The organism is Mycobacterium sp. (assembly GCF_019247635.1).
Taxonomy (GTDB): Bacteria; Actinomycetota; Actinomycetes; order Mycobacteriales; family Mycobacteriaceae; genus Mycobacterium.
In genome coordinates, this window is sequence record NZ_JAFBAR010000115.1 from 60862 (window position 1) to 79407 (window position 18546).

Here is an 18546-nt window from a genome sequence, read left to right on the forward strand (position 1 = left end):
TTTGCTGCGCTAAGTACCTTAGCCGTAGCCGCCGCGGGCCGCACGGCAAGGGTCCGGTCCACGTGGCGACAAACATTCCTATCACCCGCCCCTCTTTTGCTCGCACGATCCGGAGATCAGACCGATGCAGGTGGCGGTGAGCACTCGGGTGAGCGCCGACGCGAAATCGATATTCCACTCGGCCGGGAGGAGCTCCGGCTTCTCGGCATAAAGGTCCGCAAGCTGTTCCGGGGGGTTGGCGATGTGCCAGAACGCGGCGGCCAAGGAGTAGGCGGCGATCAGGATGTCGAATGCGCCGGAACGCCCGAGCGGGGGCAACGCCCGCTCGACCGCGTCCGCCAGCGCGATGGCCGCGGCGGCATTGGTCCGCCTGATCTCCACCACCCTGTCGATTTCCACCTCGTGTTCGAGGTGAACGTGAATGTTGGCGAGCAGATCGCAGAACAGCGGGTCGGCGGCCAGGCCGGTGGCCAACGTCTCGGCCACCCGTTCGGGTGACATCGGACCGGATTCGGCCAACTTGTCGCACACCGCTTGAGACCACCGCAGCCAGCCTTCGGCGGCGAGATGAAGCAGCACCTCCTTGTGCGACGTGAAGTAGCGGCGCACCGCCGAGTAGTGGATGCCGGCGCGACTGGCGACGGCCGTCAGCGTCACCGACGCGACGCCGGTCTCGAGCGCCAGTGAGCGAGCGGCCTCAACCAGGGCTTCCGCACGTTGGCGCTTGTTTTCCTCTGTGCGGGCGCGTCGAAAGGTGAGTTGCGCCACGGGCAGAGGGTAACGCACATCATGTGATTTGTATAACGCACGCCGTGTGATTTGCGGACGTTCCCCTGACGCAGTGGCCTGCCGTTACGCACGTGATATGCGTTACAATCCAGTGCGCGAGGGGAAGGAGTCGATGTTTCCGACCGCCATCGTGTTTACTTAGGCAAGGCTTGGTTGCGGTCGGGCTTGGGGCGCCGCCGCTCCCGGGATGCGCGAGTGGGCACGGCGGAGCCGCTGAACGCACACGGCGTTCGGTCGATGGCAAGTCATCCGCGAAGTGGAATACCAACCGGTGAAAGGGATTTGCGATTTTCAGGTTGCTGTCGCGGTTGTGGATTCCACTGGTCATCCTGGCAGTGGTGATAGTCGGTGGATTCATCGTCTTCCGGGTGCACGGCTACTTCGGCTCGGAAAAGCGCGAGTCGTATGCCGACAGCAACCTGAAGAATCCCGACCCGTTCAATCCCAAGCGGATCACCTACGAGGTGTTCGGTCCTGCAGGAACCGTCGCGGACATCAGCTATTTCGACGTCAACGCCGACCCGCAACGCGTCGACGGCGCGCAACTGCCGTGGTCGCTGCACATCACCACCACCAAGGCGGCCGTGATGGGAAATCTTGTGGCACAAGGCAATAGCGACAGCATCGGGTGCCGCATCATAGTGGACGACCAGGTCAAGGCCGAGCGAGTGTCCAACGAGGTCAACGCCTTCACCTTCTGCGTGGTGAAGTCGGCATGAGCATCGGCACGTTGTCACCCTCCGCCGGTCCACCCGCGGGCCACACCGACGCCGAGCGTCCGTTCATCGCCCGGATGATCCACGCCCTCGCGGTGCCGATCATTCTGTTCTGGCTGGCGGTCGTCGTCATCCTCAGTGTGTTCGTCCCTTCCCTGGAAGTGGTCGGCCAGGAACGCTCGGTGTCGCTGAGCCCCACGGACGCGCCGTCGTTCGTCGCAATGAAGCGCATCGGCCAGGCGTTCAACGAGGGAAACACCGACAGCTCCGCGATGATCGTCCTGGAGGGTGACAAGCCCCTCGGCGACGATGCGCACAGGTTTTACGACACCCTGATTCGCAGGTTGCGCGAGGACAAGGCGCACGTGCTGAGCATCCAGGACTTCTGGGGGGATCCGCTCACCGCGGCCGGCGCGCAGAGCAACGACGGCAAAGCCACGACAGTCCAGCTCAATCTCGCCGGCAATCAAGGCGAGCCGCTGGCCAACGAGTCCGTCCAGGCCGTCCGCAAGATCGTAGCCAGCACTCCCGCGCCGCCGGGGGTCAAGGCCTACGTCACCGGGGTGTCGGCCCTGCAGGCTGATCTCCATAAGAGTGGCGACAGATCCATGGCCAAAATTACCCTGACCACGGTCGCGGTCATCTTGCTCATGTTGATGTTCGTCTACCGTTCCCCGATCACCGTGTTCCTGCTACTGGTCACGGTCGGCGTCGAATTGACCGCGGCGCGGGGAGCCGTTGCCCTGGTCGGGCACAGCGGGCTCATTGGACTGTCCACCTTTGCGGTCAGTCTGCTCACTTCGCTGGCGATCGCGGCCGGTACGGACTACGGGATCTTCATCATCGGCCGCTACCAGGAGGCCCGCCAAGCCGGCGAGGACAAGGAAACCGCGTTCTACACCATGTACCGCGGGACGGCCCACGTCATCCTCGGTTCCGGTCTGACGATCGCCGGTGCGACGTACTGCCTGAGCTTCGCGCGCATGCCCTACTTCCAAACGCTGGGCGTGCCCTGCGCGGTGGGGATGCTGGTCGCCGTGGTCGTCGCGCTGACCCTGGGGCCGGCGGTCCTCACCGTCGGCAGCCGGTTCGGCCTCTTCGATCCCAAGCGGTTGCTCAAGGTACGCGGCTGGCGGCGGGTGGGCACCGCGGTGGTCCGCTGGCCGCTGCCCATTCTCGCCGTCACTCTCGCTGTCGCCCTGGTCGGCCTGATCACGCTGCCCGGGTACAAGGCCAACTACAACGACCGGGCCTATCTGCCCACCTTCATCCCGGCCAATCAGGGCTTCGCGGTCGCGGACCGGCACTTCTCTCAGGCTCGGATGAAGCCGGAGATTCTGATGATCGAGTCCGATCACGACATGCGTAATCCCGCCGACTTCCTGGTCCTGGACAAGTTGGCCAAGGGCATCTTCCGCGTTCCGGGAATCTCCCGCGTCCAGGCGATAACCAGGCCGGACGGAACGACGATGGACCACACGTCGATACCGTTCCAGATCAGCATGCAAAACGCCGGTCAGCTGCAGACCATGAAGTACCAGCGCGCCCGCATGGCCGACATGCTCAAGCAGGCCGACGAGATGACCAAGACGATCGCCACCATGCAGCGGATGTATGACCTGATGACGCGACTGGTCGGCGTCACGCACAGGATGGTCGGCGACACCGAAGAGATGCAGCAGATCACCAACGAACTGCGCGACCAGATCGCGAACTTCGACGACTTCTGGCGTCCCATTCGCGCCTACTTCTATTGGGAGAAGCACTGTTTCGACATCCCGATCTGCTGGTCGATTCGGTCGATCTTCGACGCGCTGGACGGCGTGGACCAGATCGACGAGAAGCTGGACACCCTGGTCGGTGACATCAAGGAGCTGGACCGGCTGATGCCGCAGATGATCGCCCAGTTCCCGCCGATGATCGACACCATGGTCAACATGCGGACCATGATGCTGACCATGCACAGCACCATGTCCGGGATCTTCGATCAGATGGACGAGATGAGCGACAACGCGACCGCCATGGGTCATGCGTTCGACCAGTCCAAGAACGACGATTCGTTCTATCTGCCGCCCGAGGTCTTCAAAAACGCGGACTTCAAGCGCGCGATGAAGAACTTCTTGTCACCGGACGGGCACTCGGCTCGTTTCATCATTTTGCATCGGGGCGACCCCGCCTCGGCCGAGGGGATCGCGAGCATCGACAAGATACGCACCGCGGCCGAGGAGGCGCTCAAGGGAACTCCGCTGGAGGACGCCAAGATCTATTTGGCCGGCACGGGCGCGGTCTTCAAAGACATCTCCGAGGGCGCCAAATGGGACCTGATCATCGCGGGCATCTCCTCGCTGTGCCTCATCTTCATCATCATGCTGGTCCTCACCCGCGCCTTTGTGGCCGCCGCGGTGATCGTCGGAACGGTCGCCCTTTCTCTGGGCTCTTCCTTCGGGCTCTCGGTGCTGTTCTGGCAACATATTCTCGGCGTCGAATTGCACTGGCTGGTGCTCGCCATGTCGGTGATCGTGCTGTTGGCGGTGGGTTCGGACTACAACCTGCTGTTGGTCTCCCGCTTCAAACAGGAAATACACGCCGGCCTGAACACCGGGATCATCCGCTCCATGGGCGGCACCGGCAAGGTCGTGACCAACGCAGGTCTGGTGTTCGCATTCACGATGGCATCCATGGTGGTCAGCGACGTGCGGATGATCGGGCAGGTGGGCACCACGATCGGCCTGGGCCTGCTGTTCGACACGCTGATCGTGCGCGCGTTCATGACGCCCTCCATCGCCGCGCTGCTGGGGCGCTGGTTCTGGTGGCCGATCAGGGTGCGCTCCAGACCACCCAGGACTCCAGCTCGGCCGGCCGAGCACCCCGATCGGTCCCTGGTCTACAGCGACTGACGACAAGTCGTTCGACGAGCGTGCGCAGAATGTCGGCCGGCGCGGCGTGTCGTCGTACAGACACGCACGCTCGCGGGTCGAGGGCGGACGCGGCCGTCCGCCAACTCCGCGAGTCCGAATAACAACCATGCTCACCATCGCGCTGATCGGCTTCCTCGGCGGTCTGATCACCGGCATCTCGCCCTGCATCCTGCCGGTGCTACCGGTGATTTTCCTCTCCGGCGCCGGTCGGCCGTACCTGGTGATCGCGGGCCTGGTCTGCAGCTTCAGCGTGGTCACTCTCGGCGGTTCGGCGCTGCTGTCCGCGCTGCACCTGCCGCAGGATGCGATCCGGTGGGCGGCGCTGGCGGTGCTGACACTGATCGGGCTCGGACTGATCTTCCCGGCGCTGCAGCAGCTGCTCGAACGGCCGTTCGCCCGCCTACCGCTGGGCCAGTCGGGACGTGAGATCAGCAGCGGCCGAAGCGGTTTCGGTCTCGGCCTGACACTGGGCGCGCTATACGTGCCGTGCGCGGGGCCGGTGCTGGCCGCGATCGTGGTCGCCGGCGGCACGGCGTCCATAGGCCTGCCGATCCTGGTCCTGACCGCAACCTTCGCCGTCGGTGCCGCGTTGCCGCTGCTGGTGTTCGCGCTGGCCGGGCGGCGCATCGCCGAGCGCGTCGCCGCGGTCCGCCGGCGGCAGCGCCTGATCCGGGTCGCCGGCGGAATCATGATGATCGTCCTTGCCGTCGCGCTGGTCTTCAACCTGCCCGCGATGCTGCAACGCGCCGTGCCCGACTACACGGCGGCGATGCAGAACCTGGCCGGCGCCGGCGACATTCAGCGCAAGCTGAACTCGGGTGGCACCGTCAAAGGGCAACTGGCCGACTGCACCGGAAGCTTAGGCGGCCTTGGCGACTCGGCCCAATTGCAACAGTGCGGTCCGGCGCCGGCGCTGGCCGGAATCGCCCAGTGGCTCAACACGCCGGACGGCAAGCCCGTCGACCTCGCGTCGTTGCGCGGCAAGGTGGTGCTGATCGATTTCTGGGCCTACTCGTGCATCAACTGCCAACGGGCCGTCGGTCACGTCGTCGACTGGTACAACCGCTACCGCGACGACGGGTTCGTGGTCATCGGGGTGCACACCCCCGAATACGCCTTCGAACATGTCCCCGGCAACGTGGCAGCGGGTGCGGCCGCGTTGCACATCAACTATCCGGTCGCGCTCGACAACGACTACCGGACGTGGAACAACTACCATAACCTGTACTGGCCGGCGGAATACCTGATCGACGCGGCAGGCGGTATCCGGCACACCAAGTTCGGCGAGGGCGACTACGACACGACCGAGAAACTGATCCGTCAACTCCTGGTCGAGGCGAACCCGAACGTGCGACTGCCGGCCACGGGCGGAACAGTGGACATCACCCCACAGACCGTGCTGACCCCCGAGACTTACCTGGGCGTTCAGCGTGCCGCAAATTACGGCGGCGACGGCGAATACAAGTCGGGCACGTTCACCTACCCAACGTCGTTGGCCGACGACAAGTTCGCGCTACACGGGCGCTGGACGCTCAACGAGCAGGACATCACTGCCGGCGGGGACGACTCCGCGGTTCGCCTCAACTACACCGGCAAGGCCGTCTACGCCGTGGTCGGCGGCAGCGGCACCCTCACGGTGACCCGGGACGGCAAGACGACCACCACACCCGTCGGCGGACCGCCCACGCTGCACCAGCTCGTCGCTGACGACACCGCCCGCCGCGATCAGCTTGACATGCAGGTCAGCCAAGGGCTGCAAGTGTTTTCGTTCACTTTCGGTTAGGTTCCCGTCCGTCCGGCACACCGCTCCGAATAATCGTTGTGCAGCAAAAATCCGGGCGTTCGATAGCGGTGATCGGCAGCGGCGTCGCCGGGCTCACCGCCGCCTACCTACTGTCGGGCCGGGACCGGGTCACGCTGTACGAGGCCGACGTCCGACTCGGCGGCCACGCGCACACGCACTTCGTCGATGACGGTGACGGCGGCGTGATGGCCGTGGATTCCGCCTTTCTGGTGCACAACGACCGTACCTACCCGACGCTGTGCCGGTTGTTCACCGAACTGGGGGTGGCCACCCAGGAGTCGGAGATGTCGATGTCGGTGCGCGCCGACGACATCGGACTCGAATATGCTGGGGCCCTTGGGCTTTCGGGATTGTTCGCCTGCCGTCAGTCGCTGCGGCCGCGCTATCTGCGGATGCTCTCCGAAATCACCCGGTTCCACCGCGCCGCCGCCGACCTGCTGCGGGAAGCAGCGGGTGACGACCTCGAGACGCTGGGAGAGTTTTTGAACCGGCACCGCTTCTCGTCGTACTTCGTCGACTTCTTCATCACGCCCCTGGTGGCCGCGGTGTGGTCCTGCGCCGGTGGCGACGCGCTGCGCTATCCGGCCCGGTATCTCTTCGTCTTCCTCGACCATCACGGGATGCTGTCGGTGTTCGGCTCCCCGGCGTGGCGCACGGTGACCGGGGGTTCGACCACCTACGTTCGAGCCGTCGCGGCCCGGCTGGACGAGGTGTTGACGGGGTCGCCGGTGCACTGGGCGCGGCGGGTGCCCGGCGGCGTACTGCTGCGTTCGGGCAACTGCGCGCCAAGGCTTTTCGACGCGGCGGTCATCGCGGTCCATCCCGACCAGGCGCTGCTGTTGCTGGACGACCCCACGCCGTGGGAGCGCGCCGTGCTCGGCTCGATCCCCTACTCGACCAATCGCGCCCAGCTGCACACCGACAGCTCCGTGCTGCCGCGCCACCGCCGCGCCCGCGCGTCGTGGAACTACCTGGTGTCGCCGGGGAGCGAACACGTGATGGTCAGCTACGACATCACCAGGCTGATGCGCCTGGGCGGGAAGCGGCGGTTTCTGGTCACCCTGGGCGGCCACCACCAGGTGCGCCCCGACTCGGTGCTCGCCGAGATGACCTATAGCCATCCGTTGTATACGACGGAATCCGTTGCGGCCCAACGGTTACTGCCGACCCTCGATGACGACCGGATCGTGTTCGCGGGCGCTTACCACGGCTGGGGATTCCACGAGGACGGCGCGGCCTCGGGTCTGCGCGCGGCCCGCCGGCTCGGCGGCGACTGGCCGGCGGCCGTTCCACGCGAGGCGGTGGCACGGTGTTGACTCCGGCGATCTATCGCACCACGATCAGCCATTCGCGACGGACCCCGGTGCAGCACTCGTTCGAATACCGAAGCTACAGTTGGTATGTCGACGTCGACGAGCTCCCCCGCCTGCCCCGTTGGCTGAGATTGTTCGCGCGGTTCGACGCCGACGATCATTTTGCCGGCCCCCGGCACGCGTCGCTGCGCGAGCGCCTCAGTGCCTTCTTCGCCGAGCGCGGGCTGGCAGTGCCCGACGGACGTATCACCGCGCTGCTGCAGGCCCGCGTATTGGGTTATGTCTTCAACCCGCTGAGCGTGTTTTGGTGCCACGACCGCGAGGGCGCGGTGCGCCATGTGGTCGCCGAGGTGCACAACACCTACGGTGAACGCCACGCCTACCTGTTGCCGCCGGCCGACCAGCCGGTGGCGACCGCCAAGCAGTTCTACGTCTCGCCGTTCTTTGCCGTGGACGGTTATTACCTGGTGCGGGCGCCCCGGCCGGACAACGAAGTCCACGTCACGGTCGCGCTGCACCTGGGCCATGACGGTGGCGACCCGCTGCGCCCGGCCACGCCGCGCTTGCGATCGCCACGGGGCCGACGTGACGGTGGCGACCCGCTACGCCGACCGGCGTTCCCGGAATTCATAGCCACTCTGCACGGCAGCCGGCGACCGGCGACGCCGGCGCAGGTGGCCATCATGCAGATCGTTTCGCCGCTGGCACCGCTGGTGGTATCGACCCGCATCCGAATGCAGGGAATCAAGTTGTGGTTACGTCGAGTTCCGGTGGTGCCGCGATGACCTTGGATACCATTCAAATGCCGCCGCCGACAATCGATTCGGCGCGGTGGCCGGCAGTGGCGAAGCTACCGGCGGGCCCCTTCGCCGCGGCATCGGCGGTCGTCGCCCAGGCGCTGCTGCGGCGCGCGGCCGCCCGCCTGCCGATGCGGCTGGTCTATCCCGACGGGACGGTGGCGGGCACCGCCGGCCGCAGCGCGCCGAGCCTGATGGTCCATCGGCCCGAAGCCCTGGCGCGTCGCATCGGGCGGCACGGCCTGATCGGTTTCGGTGAGTCCTACATGGCCGGCGAGTGGTCGGCGGAGGATCTCACGCACGTGTTGACCGTGCTGGCGGGATCCGTCGCCGATCTGGTGCCGGCCTCGTTGCAGTGGCTGCGCCCGCTGGCCCCGGCCTTTCGGCCGCGCTGGCGAAGCGCCACTCGAGACCAGGCGCGCCGCAACGTCGCCGAGCACTACGACCTCTCCAACGAACTGTTCGCCGCGTTCCTCGACGAGACCATGACGTACTCGAGCGCGCTGTTCAGCGAACTGCCGGCCCGGACGCCGACGTGGCCGGATCTGGCCACGGCGCAGCGACGCAAGATCGATCGGCTGCTCGACATGGCCGGCGTGCGGAGCGGCAGCCGGGTTCTCGAGATCGGCACCGGGTGGGGCGAGTTGTGCATTCGCGCCGCCGCGCGCGGCGCGCACGTGCGCTCGGTGACGTTGTCGGTCGAGCAGCAGCACCTGGCGCGGCTTCGGGTAGCCGCGGCAGGGCTGTCTGACTCGGCACAGATCGACCTGTGTGACTACCGCGACGTCCAAGAGGGTGATCGAGGCGGCTACGACGCGATCATCTCGGTCGAGATGATCGAGGCCATCGGATACCGCTCGTGGCCAACGTATTTCGCGGCACTGAACCGGCTCGTGCGGCCGGGCGGGCGAGTCGCGATCCAGGCGATCACCATGCCGCACCGCCGCATGCGAGCCACCCGCAACACCCACACCTGGATACAAAAGTACGTCTTCCCGGGCGGACTGCTACCGTCCACTCAGGCCATCGCCGGAATCACCGAACGCCACACCGGATTACGGACTGTCGACATGACCTCACTGCGTCCGCATTACGCCGAGACCTTGCGGCTTTGGCGGGAACGGTTCATCCAAACACGAGATTGTCTGGCGCACTTGGGCTTTGACGGGGTGTTCGGCCGGATGTGGGAGCTGTACCTGGCGTATTCGGAAGCGGGCTTTCGATCCGGTTATCTGGACGTGTACCAATGGACCTTCGCGCGTGAGGCCGCATCGTGAACTTCGTAGTGGTGTCGGGCGCATCGGCGGCAGCCCTGGTGGTCGTGCATACGGTCACCTTCCTGATCGGTCGCAGGATCGGCCGCTACAACGTGGTCGACGTGGCATGGGGCCTGGCTTTCGTTGCGGTCGCGGCCGTCGCCGCGGCGCTTGGCCACGGCGAGAAGATCCGGCGGTGGGCGCTACTGGCGCTGGTGGCGCTCTGGGGTCTGCGACTCAGCTGGCACATCTACCGCAAGACGGCCGGCAAGGGGGAGGATCCGCGCTACGCGCACCTGCTGCGCGACGCGACGCCCCTGCAGGTGGTGCGCAAAGTGTTCCTGCTGCAAGGCCTCCTGGGTTGGTTCATCTCCTTACCGCTGCAGCTGTCGGCGGTCACCGGGCCGACGCCGAAACCGTTGCTCGCCTTCGCCGCGATGGGCGTGGCGGTGTGGCTGGTGGGCGTCAGCTTCGAAGCGGTCGGCGATCGACAGCTGAAGGCGTTCAAAGCCGACCCCGCCAATCGCGGCGTCATCATGGACCGCGGCCTGTGGGCGTGGACACGACACCCCAACTATTTCGGCGACGCTTGCGTGTGGTGGGGGCTGTGGCTGATCACCATCAACGGCTGGGTGGCGCTGGCCACCATCGGTTCACCGCTGCTGATGACCTACTTCCTGGTGCGGGTGAGCGGAGCCCGGCTGACCGAGAAGCTGATGCAGCGCCGCCCCGGTTTTGCCGAATACCAGGCGCGGACAGCATATTTCGTCCCCCGGCCGCCGCGGCCGATACGACGGGGATGACTGGCATGGCGACCCGGGCGCCGACGGGCGCTAGGCTACCGATCGATGAGCGGACCGTCACGGCTGGGCAGCGACCTGGAAGCCTTGCTGCGCCGAGTGGCGCGCGGCGACCGGGACGCGTTCGCCGCGTTCTACGACCGCACCAAAACCCGGGTGTATGGACTGGTGATGCGGGTGCTGCGTGATGCGGGCTACAGCGAAGAGACCACCCAGGAGATTTATCTCGAGGTGTGGCGGACGGCGTCGCAGTACGACTCCGCCAAGGGTTCCGCGCTGTCCTGGTTGCTGACCATGACCCACCGGCGCGCTGTCGACCGGGTGCGCGCCGAGCACGCCGGCAGCCAACGGGAATCGCGCTACGGAGCGGCCAATGCCGGACCCGATAGCGCCTTGCCGCACGACCCGGTCGCCGATTCCGCAATCGCCGGTGACGAGCGGCGTCGGGTCGCCGAATGTCTCGGCGTGCTGACCGACGCGCAGCGCGAGTGCATCGAATTGGCCTACTACCGCGGGCTGACCTATGCCGAGGTGTCACAGCGCCTGACCGCGAATTTGTCGACGATCAAATCCCGCATGCGCGACGCGCTGCGCGGGCTGCGTAACTGCCTGGACGTGGCATGACCGAGCCGACCGACTCCGAGTTGCTCGACCTCGCCACTCCGTATGCGCTGCATGCGGTGTCCGATGAGGAGCGAGCCGACATCGACCGGCGGGTCGCGGTGTCGAGGGTTGGCGTCACGTTCGACGACGAGGTCCGCGCCGTTCGCGAGACCATGGCCGTGATCTCGACGGCGACGGCGGAGCAACCGCCCGCGCGGCTGCGGGCCGCCATTCTCGGCGCGGTTGAGCCAGCCCGCCCGTCGCGCCGGCGCACCATGATTTTCGCCGCCGCGGCGGCGGTCGCGGTCGGGGCCGCGGCGTTCGGTGTTGGCGTGATCACCCGACCGCCGCCGAGGCAGACGGTCGCCGAGCAGGTCCTGGGCGCGCCCGACGTCCGGACGGTGTCCGGCGCGCTGGGCGCCGGGACGGCGACGGTGATGTTCTCCCGCGAGCGCAATGCGGGCGTGCTGGTGATGAACGATGTCTCGCCGCCCGCCCCGGGCACCGTCTACCAGATGTGGCTCATGGGCGCCAACGGTCCGACGTCGGCCGGCACCATGAACAGCGCCGCCGTAGCGCCGGCGACGACGGCGATACTCACCAACCTGGGCAGCTCGACCGCGTTGGCGTTCACCGTCGAACCCGGTGCCGGATCCCCTCAACCCACTGGCGCGATACTGGCCAAGCTGCCGCTCAGCTGACCTTCCGCAGACTTCCCAGCACCGCCAGGATCACACCGAGAACCACCAGCACCACGCCCGCCGCCAGCGTCAGGTTCAGCCACAGGTGCAGGCTGCCCTCGGCGTGACCGACCATCACCTCGGCGATCTGACGAATGTCGCCGGTGGTCCGATTGAGGGCGTCGTTAACGTACCGATTGCCGACTTCGATGCCCGCCCAGCCGGCGGCGCCGACCACTAGCGCGGACACGCCGAGGCTGCTCAGTGCCTTACCGCGGCTGCGTGCCGCGGCCAGCAGCAGCAGCCCGCAGACACCGCTCAGGACTGTGGCGCCCATGCCGACCCAGGGATTCCAGCTGGCCAGCGTGCGCAGCTGGCCCTGCCGCACCGGCCTGGGTGCGGATACCGCCAGCGGAACCGTCAGTGTCGCTGGCACTTTCACGTTGTGTCGGGTCAGCATCTGCTGAATCGAGTTGTCATTGAGCATTGGCGCCACGTCGATCACCCATGAATCCCCGGAGCCGGCGCCGGTGAACAACCAACGATGCGCGGCCCGGTTGGCCTGGGTGAAGAGCGGCGGAAACGACGGGCCGGCAGTGAACGCGACGGCGGCGTCGTGCACCTCCGCGCTGTTGACCGGGTTGCGGCCGCCACTGTGCTCGGCAATCAGCGCCATCGCTCGGGTACTGAGTTCGGCCGCCACCGCGGTCTGCAGAGCCGGGTCGCGCGCCGCGTTCTCGGCCAGTGCGCTGTAACCGTTCTCGCCAATCACGTTCAGCTGCAACCACACCGCAGGGATCGCGACGGCCAGCGCAACTGTGCTGGCCAGCCACAACACCGCCGTCACCGCAAACCGCACAGCTGGCAACCTACTTGGACATCAACTCTGGATCCCGCGCAGGTAGGCGGCCTGCCCGAGGTGCTGTGCGCAGTCGTCGACGATGCTCACCAATCGCGCGCTGGCGCTCACCGGCGGATCCCAGTTGGTATCCACGATGCGAGCAAGCTCCTCGGCGGTGACACCGGCGACGTACTCCAGGGTGAGCCGGTGCACCGCGTGGTAGTAGCCGGATAGCAGGTCGGCGGGCGCGCGCACCTTGGCCACCTGCTCGGGACCGTGCCCGTAGCCGGTGTCGTTGCGCGGCAGGTCCAGTCCGAAGCGGTCCACCCAGCCGTCGCGAGCCCACACCTGTTCGACGCCGGCGACATCGGCAAGCTGGATGTCCTGCACCCGCGCGCTGTGCCAGATCAGCCACGCGATGCTGTTGGCGCTCGGGGTCGGCCGGTAGTTGGATATCTCGTCGGTGAGGCCCTCGGTGAGTTCGTCGACGTGTTCGATCAACCGGGTGAACGCATCTCGCAGCAGTTCCCGGGCGGCGGCATTGGCGGCTTGGGCGTCCGGGGTACTGGCCATGCTTCGCGACGCTACGCTCCCGCGTGGTGACACACCGCTTCGACGTTGTTGCCGTCGGGGTCACGCACGAATGCGGCGAAGTAACCGGGGTGGTATTCGGGCCAGCGCCTCGGCGCATGCAGCGACTCGGTGCCCAGCGCGACCGCGGCATCGTGGAACGCGCGCACCGCGTCCTCGTCAGCCGCCTCGAACGCGAGGTGCATTTCCCGGTTGGGCCCCATGCCCGTAGCTTCGGAGATCCAAAACGCCGGCCTGCCGTCCCGCCCGTACCCGATGGCCTCCCCGAAATCCATCTGCCGCGAGAAGCCGAGCACGCCCAACACCGTGTCGTAGAACTGCTGCGCCTTCGAATAATCGGCGCAATTGATGCCCATGTGGTCAATCACGTAACCGATCCTGGCACCATCCACCGACACGGTCGTAGATTATTTAGATGACCTACGACCTCCTCATCCGCAACGGCACCATCGTCGACGGGTTGGGCGGTGACCCATACGTCGGCGACGTCGCGGTTCAAGACGGCGTCATCACATTGGTGGCGGCCCGCGGGCCACAGCAGGACTCCCTGAACGGCGCCACCGCCGAAAAGGAGATCGACGCCACCGGGCTGCTCGTTACCCCCGGCTTCGTCGACCTGCACACGCATTACGACGGCCAGGCCATCTGGTCGGACCGGCTGACGCCGTCGTCGGCGCACGGGGTGACCACCGTGGTGATGGGCAATTGCGGGGTCGGGTTCGCGCCCTGCCGGCAGGACGACCACGACGTGCTGGTCGACGTGATGGCGGGCGTCGAGGACATCCCCGGCGTCGTCATGACCGACGGGCTGCCGTGGAGCTGGGAAACCTTCCCGGAGTTCATGGACGCGCTGGAAGCGGGCAAGCGCGATATCGACGTGGCGGCGTACCTGCCGCACTCACCGCTGCGGGTCTACGTGATGGGCCAGCGCGGCGCCGACCGCGAACCGGCCACCCCCGAGGACCTCGCGAAGATGCGCGCGCTTGCCAAAGAGGCGATCGAGATCGGGGCGCTGGGATTCGCGTCGTCCCGGCTGACCATCCACAAGACCGAAAGCGGTTCGCCCATACCGAGTTACGACGCCGCCCGCGAGGAGATCGAGGAGATCGCCAGGGGCGTCGTCGACGGCGGCGGCGGCCTGCTGCAGTTCGTACCCGACATTCCGGCCGGCGGCTACCAACCCGTGCTGCAGACGGTCTTCGACGTTGCCGAAGACGTCGGCCTGCCAGTCACTTTCACCCTGGTCGTCGCCAATTCGGGCGACCCGACCTGGCCGGACGCCATCACCATGGTCGAAAAGGCCAACGCGGCGGGAGGGGATATCACCGCCCAGCTGCTGCCGCGCCCGATCGGCCTGATCATCGGGCTGCAACTGTCCGCCAATCCCTTCGTGCTCTACCCCAGCTACCGCGAGATCGCGCATCTCCCGCTGGCCGAGCGCGTCGCCGAAATGCGCAAACCCGAGGTCCGCTCCCGCATCCTGGCCGATAAGCCCGGCGTCGGGCATCCGATCTTGTACGTGGCGCAGGCCTGGGATTGGATCTTCCCGCTGGACGACAACCCCAACTACGAGCCGAACCCGGCGGACAGCATCGGTGCCCGGGCGCGCGCCCGCGGGGTGAACCCGATGGAGGAGGCCTACGATCGGCTGCTCGACGACGACGGGCGGGCCATGTTGCTGGTGGCCACGAGCAACCTGCAAAACAATTCGCTGGACACCGTCGGCGAGTTGCTGCACCGCGAGGATGTGGTGCTCGGCCTCGGGGACGGCGGCGCGCACTACGGCATGATTTGTGACGCCAGCTATTCGACGTATTTCCTGGCGCATTGGGCGCGCGATCGCAAGTCCGGGCGGTTCTCGGTAGCCGAGGCCGTCCGCGAACTGACGTCGGTGCCCGCGCGGATCGCAGGGCTGGGCGACCGCGGGCGTATCGCGGTGGGGTTCAAGGCTGACCTCAACGTCATCGACCACACCGCGTTGCGCTTGCACAAGCCGGTGATCAGCTACGACCTGCCCGCCGGCGGGCGGCGTCTGGACCAGACCGCGGAAGGCTACGTCGCGACGGTGGTCGCCGGCGAAGTGATCGCCAAGAACGGTGTGCCGACCGCCGCGCGGCCCGGCAAACTGGTACGCGGACGTCAATTTGCACCCGCCTAGGGCCGAGATTTCGGTTCTCCTTATTGTTCGCTGAGAGCGCTGGCGAATCCGGCCACGGCGACGGCCCTCGCCGGGTAGGTTGAGTGGGTGACAAACCCGCATTTTGCGTGGTTGCCGCCAGAAATCAACTCGGCACTCATGTTCGCCGGTCCCGGGGCGGGGCCGCTCCTTGCCGCGGCCGCGGCGTGGGATGGGCTGGCCGAGGAGTTGGCGTCGGCGGCCACGGCGTTCGGGTCTGTCACATCCGACCTGGCCGGGAACGCCTGGCTGGGTCCCTCGTCGGCGGCGATGATGGCGGTGGCGACGCAGTATGTGGGGTTGCTGAGCGCCGCGGCGGCCCAGGCGGAACAGGTATCCGCACAGGCGGCGGCGACGGCGTCGGCGTTCGAGGCAGCGCTGGCGGCCACGGTGCAGCCCGCGGTGGTGGCGGCCAATCGCGGCCTGCTGCAGGTGCTGGCGGCCACGAACTGGTTGGGTCAGAATTCCCCGGCGATCATGGACATCGAATCCGCCTACGAGCAGATGTGGGCGTTGGACGTGTCGGCCATGTCCGGCTACCACGTCGACGCATCGGCGGCGGCCGGGGCGTTGGCGCCGTGGCAGCAGGTCCTGTCCAACCTGGGCATCAACATCAGCAACAACGGTCAGATCAGCCTGGGCTTCGGCAACACCGGCAGCGGCAACATGGGCAGCGGCAACAGCGGCAGCAGCAACATGGGCAGCGGCAACACCGGCAACAGCAACGCGGGCAGCGGCAACTACGGCAACAGCAACGTCGGCAGCGGCAACACCGGCAGCGGCAACGTCGGCTTCGGCAACAACGGCAACAACAACTTCGGGTTCGCCAATACCGGTAACGGGGACATCGGATTTGGGCTCACCGGCGACCACCAGATCGGCTTCGGCGGCTTCAACTCCGGCAGCGGCAACATCGGCATCGGGAACTCGGGCACCGGCAACATCGGCTTCTTCAACTCCGGTAGCGGCAACGTCGGCATCGGCAATACCGGCAGCCTGAACTCGGGGCTCTTCAACTCCGGCAGCGCGAACATGGGCATGGCGAACACCGGCTCCATGAACTCGGGTCTCTACAACTCAGGATTTGAGCAAACCGGGTTCGCGGGCCAGGGCGCCGAAGCGAGCTTGTTGACCAGCAGCACCGCCGCCACCGGCGGTATCAGCGCGGCGAATGCCAGCTCCAGTCTGCTCAGTTCCGCCGCCGAGACGGGCGGCTTCAACACGGCGCTGCGGCACCCCGGGATCTTCGCTCCAGACATGCCGGCCCAGAACGTGGGCAACTCCAGCAACGTCGCCACCGCCTTGACCGGCACGTCGAGCACCCCGACCGCCGGCCTCAGCGGCACGGCGGCGGTCGTGGGCTCCAACGCCGGCCCTGCCATGCGCGGCGCCTACCCGGGCTTGATCAACGCGCGCAGCGCCGATGGGGAACCGCGTAACTCCAACACGCGGGAGTCGGACAACCTCGGCGCGGGCATCCCCAGGTCGGGCTTCTACCCGAACCGCCAGTCCGACGAGACGTCCGAGGTCCTCAGGCTGCCCGTCCGGTCGGACTAGCACGCTTCGACCGCCCCGCCGACTCGCGCCTATCCTGGAAACTCATGAGTGCCAAGGGCGCCAAGAAAGTTGACCTGCAGCGGCTGGCCGCCGCGTTGCCCGACTACCCCTCCGGCTACCTGATCACCGTCGACGACGACTACCGCGTGCACACGGTGGCCGTCGAACCGGTGTTACGCGAGGCCGTCATCGACGTCGGGCTGATCGGCGGTCGGACACTTCAGAACCTCGCCCGCCACAGCGACGTCACGCTGCTGTGGCCGCCCCCGCAACCGGGCGGCTATTCGCTGATCGTGGATGGCCCGGCCCAGGTAACCGAGAGTGCCGAGGGTGCCGAGGGTGCTGAGACCATCCGGCTGGCGGTCGTTCCCACGCGCGCGCTGTTGCACCGCAACGCCGACTCCTCCTCGGCCGCCAAGGGCTGTCTGCACGACTGCGTAGTGTTCTCGCTTCCCGCTTGAGACTCGCTTCCAAAAACGAAAAAGCCCGGCCCCCTTGTGCGTTCGAGGACCGGACTTCTTCGTCGTCCGAACTAGAAGTCCATACCGCCCATGCCACCGGTCGGGTCGCCCACAGGAGCGGCGGCCTTCTCCGGCTTATCGGCGACGACGGCCTCGGTCGTCAGGAACAGGCCCGCGATGGACGCCGCGTTCTGCAGCGCCGAACGGGTCACCTTGACCGGGTCGGCCACGCCGGCCTTGAGCAGGTCCTCGTACTCACCGGTGGCGGCGTTCAGGCCGGTACCGGCGGATGCGTTGCGGACCTTCTCGGCCACCACGCCGGGCTCCAGCCCGGAGTTGAAGGCGATCTGCTTCAGCGGAGCCTCGAGTGCCACCTTGACGATGTTGGCGCCGGTGGCCTCGTCACCGGACAGCTTCAGCTCGCCGAGCGACGGCGCCGACTGCAGCAGGGCCACACCGCCACCGGCGACGATGCCCTCCTCAACGGCCGCCTTGGCGTTGCGGACCGCGTCCTCGATGCGGTGCTTGCGCTCCTTGAGCTCGACCTCGGTAGCGGCGCCGGCCTTGATCACCGCAACACCGCCGGCCAGCTTGGCCAAGCGCTCCTGCAGCTTCTCGCGGTCGTAGTCGGAATCGCTGTTCTCGATCTCGGCGCGGATCTGGGCCACTCGGCCGGCGATGGCGTCGGGGTCACCCGCGCCCTCGACGATGGTGGTCTCGTCCTTGGTGATAACCACCTTGCGGGCCTTGCCCAGCAGCGAGACGTCGGCGTTCTCCAGCGTCAGGCCGACCTCTTCGCTGATGACCTGACCACCGGTGAGGATGGCCATGTCCTGCAGCATCGCCTTGCGGCGGTCACCGAAGCCGGGGGCCTTGACCGCCACCGACTTGAAGGTGCCGCGGATCTTGTTGACGACCAGGGTGGACAGCGCCTCGCCCTCGACGTCCTCGGCGATGATCAGCAGCGGCTTGCCGGCCTGGATGACCTTCTCCAGCAGGGGCAGCAGGTCCTTGACGGTCGACACCTTGGAGCTGACCAGCAGGATGAAGGGGTCCTCCAGGACGGCTTCCTGGCGCTCGGCGTCGGTGACGAAGTAGCCCGAGATGTAGCCCTTGTCGAACCGCATGCCCTCGGTGAGCTCGAGCTGCAGGCCGAAGGTGTTGGACTCCTCGACGGTGATGACGCCCTCGTTGCCGACCTTGTCCATCGCCTCGGCGATCAGGTCGCCGATCGACTGGTCGCC

General features: G+C 66.9%; 17 protein-coding genes. 12 read left to right on the forward strand and 5 right to left on the reverse strand.

Going from position 1 to position 18546, the window contains the following annotated elements:
• Nucleotides 1-81: 81 nt before the first annotated feature.
• Nucleotides 82-786, reverse strand: coding sequence for a TetR family transcriptional regulator (locus tag JO236_RS19790; RefSeq protein WP_293334405.1), 705 nt, complete (start codon nucleotides 784-786; stop codon nucleotides 82-84).
• Nucleotides 787-1085: 299 nt separating this feature from the next.
• Here JO236_RS19790 and JO236_RS19795 point away from each other — a divergent pair, with 299 nt between their 5' ends.
• The 9 genes from JO236_RS19795 (at nucleotide 1086) to JO236_RS19835 (ending at nucleotide 11697) form a co-directional block, all read left to right on the forward strand.
• The gene (locus JO236_RS19795; protein WP_293334408.1) at nucleotides 1086-1508 is read left to right on the forward strand and encodes an MmpS family protein; all 423 of its coding nucleotides are present in this window, start codon (nucleotides 1086-1088) and stop codon (nucleotides 1506-1508) included.
• 74 nt (nucleotides 1509-1582) lie between these two features.
• On the forward strand, nucleotides 1583-4402 hold the full coding sequence (locus tag JO236_RS19800; protein WP_416362296.1) for an RND family transporter: 2820 nt from the start codon (nucleotides 1583-1585) through the stop codon (nucleotides 4400-4402).
• A gap of 127 nt (nucleotides 4403-4529) precedes the next feature.
• Complete coding sequence (locus JO236_RS19805; RefSeq protein ID WP_293334414.1) at nucleotides 4530-6206, forward strand: cytochrome c biogenesis protein DipZ; 1677 nt, start codon at nucleotides 4530-4532, stop codon at nucleotides 6204-6206.
• Nucleotides 6207-6244: 38 nt separating this feature from the next.
• Nucleotides 6245-7543: an NAD(P)/FAD-dependent oxidoreductase gene (locus JO236_RS19810; protein WP_293334417.1), complete on the forward strand. Its 1299-nt coding sequence runs from the start codon at nucleotides 6245-6247 to the stop codon at nucleotides 7541-7543.
• Nucleotides 7537-8325, forward strand: a complete 789-nt coding sequence (locus JO236_RS19815; protein ID WP_293334420.1) for a DUF1365 domain-containing protein — start codon at nucleotides 7537-7539, stop codon at nucleotides 8323-8325. Before JO236_RS19810 ends, JO236_RS19815 begins: the two co-directional genes overlap by 7 nt.
• Nucleotides 8322-9614, forward strand: coding sequence for a class I SAM-dependent methyltransferase (locus JO236_RS19820; RefSeq protein WP_293334423.1), 1293 nt, complete (start codon nucleotides 8322-8324; stop codon nucleotides 9612-9614). The genes JO236_RS19815 and JO236_RS19820 overlap by 4 nt, the downstream gene beginning before the upstream one ends.
• Before the next feature lie 8 nt (nucleotides 9615-9622).
• Nucleotides 9623-10396 carry a DUF1295 domain-containing protein gene (locus JO236_RS19825; protein WP_293334460.1) on the forward strand — a complete coding sequence of 258 codons (774 nt, stop codon included), beginning with the start codon at nucleotides 9623-9625 and terminating at the stop codon, nucleotides 10394-10396.
• A 45-nt stretch (nucleotides 10397-10441) separates the two neighbouring features.
• Nucleotides 10442-11017: a sigma-70 family RNA polymerase sigma factor gene (locus tag JO236_RS19830; RefSeq protein WP_293334426.1), complete on the forward strand. Its 576-nt coding sequence runs from the start codon at nucleotides 10442-10444 to the stop codon at nucleotides 11015-11017.
• Nucleotides 11014-11697 carry an anti-sigma factor gene (locus tag JO236_RS19835; protein WP_293334429.1) on the forward strand — a complete coding sequence of 228 codons (684 nt, stop codon included), beginning with the start codon at nucleotides 11014-11016 and terminating at the stop codon, nucleotides 11695-11697. The genes JO236_RS19830 and JO236_RS19835 overlap by 4 nt, the downstream gene beginning before the upstream one ends.
• Here JO236_RS19835 and JO236_RS19840 read toward each other — a convergent pair.
• Genes JO236_RS19840 through JO236_RS19850 form a run of 3 tightly spaced genes read right to left on the reverse strand, consistent with a single transcriptional unit; the run spans nucleotide 11690 to nucleotide 13476 of the window.
• Nucleotides 11690-12535, reverse strand: a complete 846-nt coding sequence (locus JO236_RS19840; RefSeq protein ID WP_293334432.1) for a hypothetical protein — start codon at nucleotides 12533-12535, stop codon at nucleotides 11690-11692. The two genes, JO236_RS19835 and JO236_RS19840, sit on opposite strands and share 8 nt — an antisense overlap.
• Nucleotides 12536-12556: 21 nt before the next feature.
• Complete coding sequence (locus JO236_RS19845; RefSeq protein WP_293334435.1) at nucleotides 12557-13090, reverse strand: mycothiol transferase; 534 nt, start codon at nucleotides 13088-13090, stop codon at nucleotides 12557-12559.
• 11 nt (nucleotides 13091-13101) lie between these two features.
• A complete protein-coding gene (locus JO236_RS19850) occupies nucleotides 13102-13476 on the reverse strand; it encodes a VOC family protein (protein ID WP_293334463.1) in 375 nt (124 codons plus the stop codon).
• A 47-nt stretch (nucleotides 13477-13523) separates the two neighbouring features.
• On the opposite strand from JO236_RS19850, the gene JO236_RS19855 reads away from it, so the two are divergent.
• The 3 genes from JO236_RS19855 to JO236_RS19865 all read left to right on the forward strand — a co-directional run bounded on the left by JO236_RS19855 (nucleotide 13524) and on the right by JO236_RS19865 (nucleotide 17302).
• Nucleotides 13524-15266, forward strand: a complete 1743-nt coding sequence (locus tag JO236_RS19855) for an N-acyl-D-amino-acid deacylase family protein (RefSeq protein ID WP_293334438.1) — start codon at nucleotides 13524-13526, stop codon at nucleotides 15264-15266.
• Between the two features lie 87 nt (nucleotides 15267-15353).
• The gene (locus tag JO236_RS19860) at nucleotides 15354-16841 is read left to right on the forward strand and encodes a PPE family protein (RefSeq protein ID WP_293334441.1); all 1488 of its coding nucleotides are present in this window, start codon (nucleotides 15354-15356) and stop codon (nucleotides 16839-16841) included.
• A gap of 44 nt (nucleotides 16842-16885) precedes the next feature.
• Complete coding sequence (locus JO236_RS19865) at nucleotides 16886-17302, forward strand: pyridoxamine 5'-phosphate oxidase family protein (protein ID WP_293334444.1); 417 nt, start codon at nucleotides 16886-16888, stop codon at nucleotides 17300-17302.
• A 71-nt stretch (nucleotides 17303-17373) separates the two neighbouring features.
• Here JO236_RS19865 and groL read toward each other — a convergent pair.
• Nucleotides 17374-18546, reverse strand: a 1173-nt coding sequence (gene groL / locus JO236_RS19870) for a chaperonin GroEL (RefSeq protein WP_293334447.1), incomplete at its 5' end; no start/stop codon positions are given.

What these genes read in the sequence shown, in the direction of transcription:
- JO236_RS19855 (WP_293334438.1), top strand. Translation starts at nt 13,524, where the DNA reads ATGACCTACGACCTCCTCATCCGCAACGGCACCATCGTCGACGGGTTG.
- JO236_RS19865 (WP_293334444.1), top strand. Translation starts at nt 16,886, where the DNA reads ATGAGTGCCAAGGGCGCCAAGAAAGTTGACCTGCAGCGGCTGGCCGCC.
- JO236_RS19830 (WP_293334426.1), top strand. Translation starts at nt 10,442, where the DNA reads ATGAGCGGACCGTCACGGCTGGGCAGCGACCTGGAAGCCTTGCTGCGC.
- JO236_RS19800 (WP_416362296.1), top strand. Translation starts at nt 1,583, where the DNA reads ATGATCCACGCCCTCGCGGTGCCGATCATTCTGTTCTGGCTGGCGGTC.
- JO236_RS19845 (WP_293334435.1), bottom strand. Translation starts at nt 13,090, where the DNA reads ATGGCCAGTACCCCGGACGCCCAAGCCGCCAATGCCGCCGCCCGGGAA.
- JO236_RS19835 (WP_293334429.1), top strand. Translation starts at nt 11,014, where the DNA reads ATGACCGAGCCGACCGACTCCGAGTTGCTCGACCTCGCCACTCCGTAT.
- JO236_RS19805 (WP_293334414.1), top strand. Translation starts at nt 4,530, where the DNA reads ATGCTCACCATCGCGCTGATCGGCTTCCTCGGCGGTCTGATCACCGGC.
- JO236_RS19820 (WP_293334423.1), top strand. Translation starts at nt 8,322, where the DNA reads ATGACCTTGGATACCATTCAAATGCCGCCGCCGACAATCGATTCGGCG.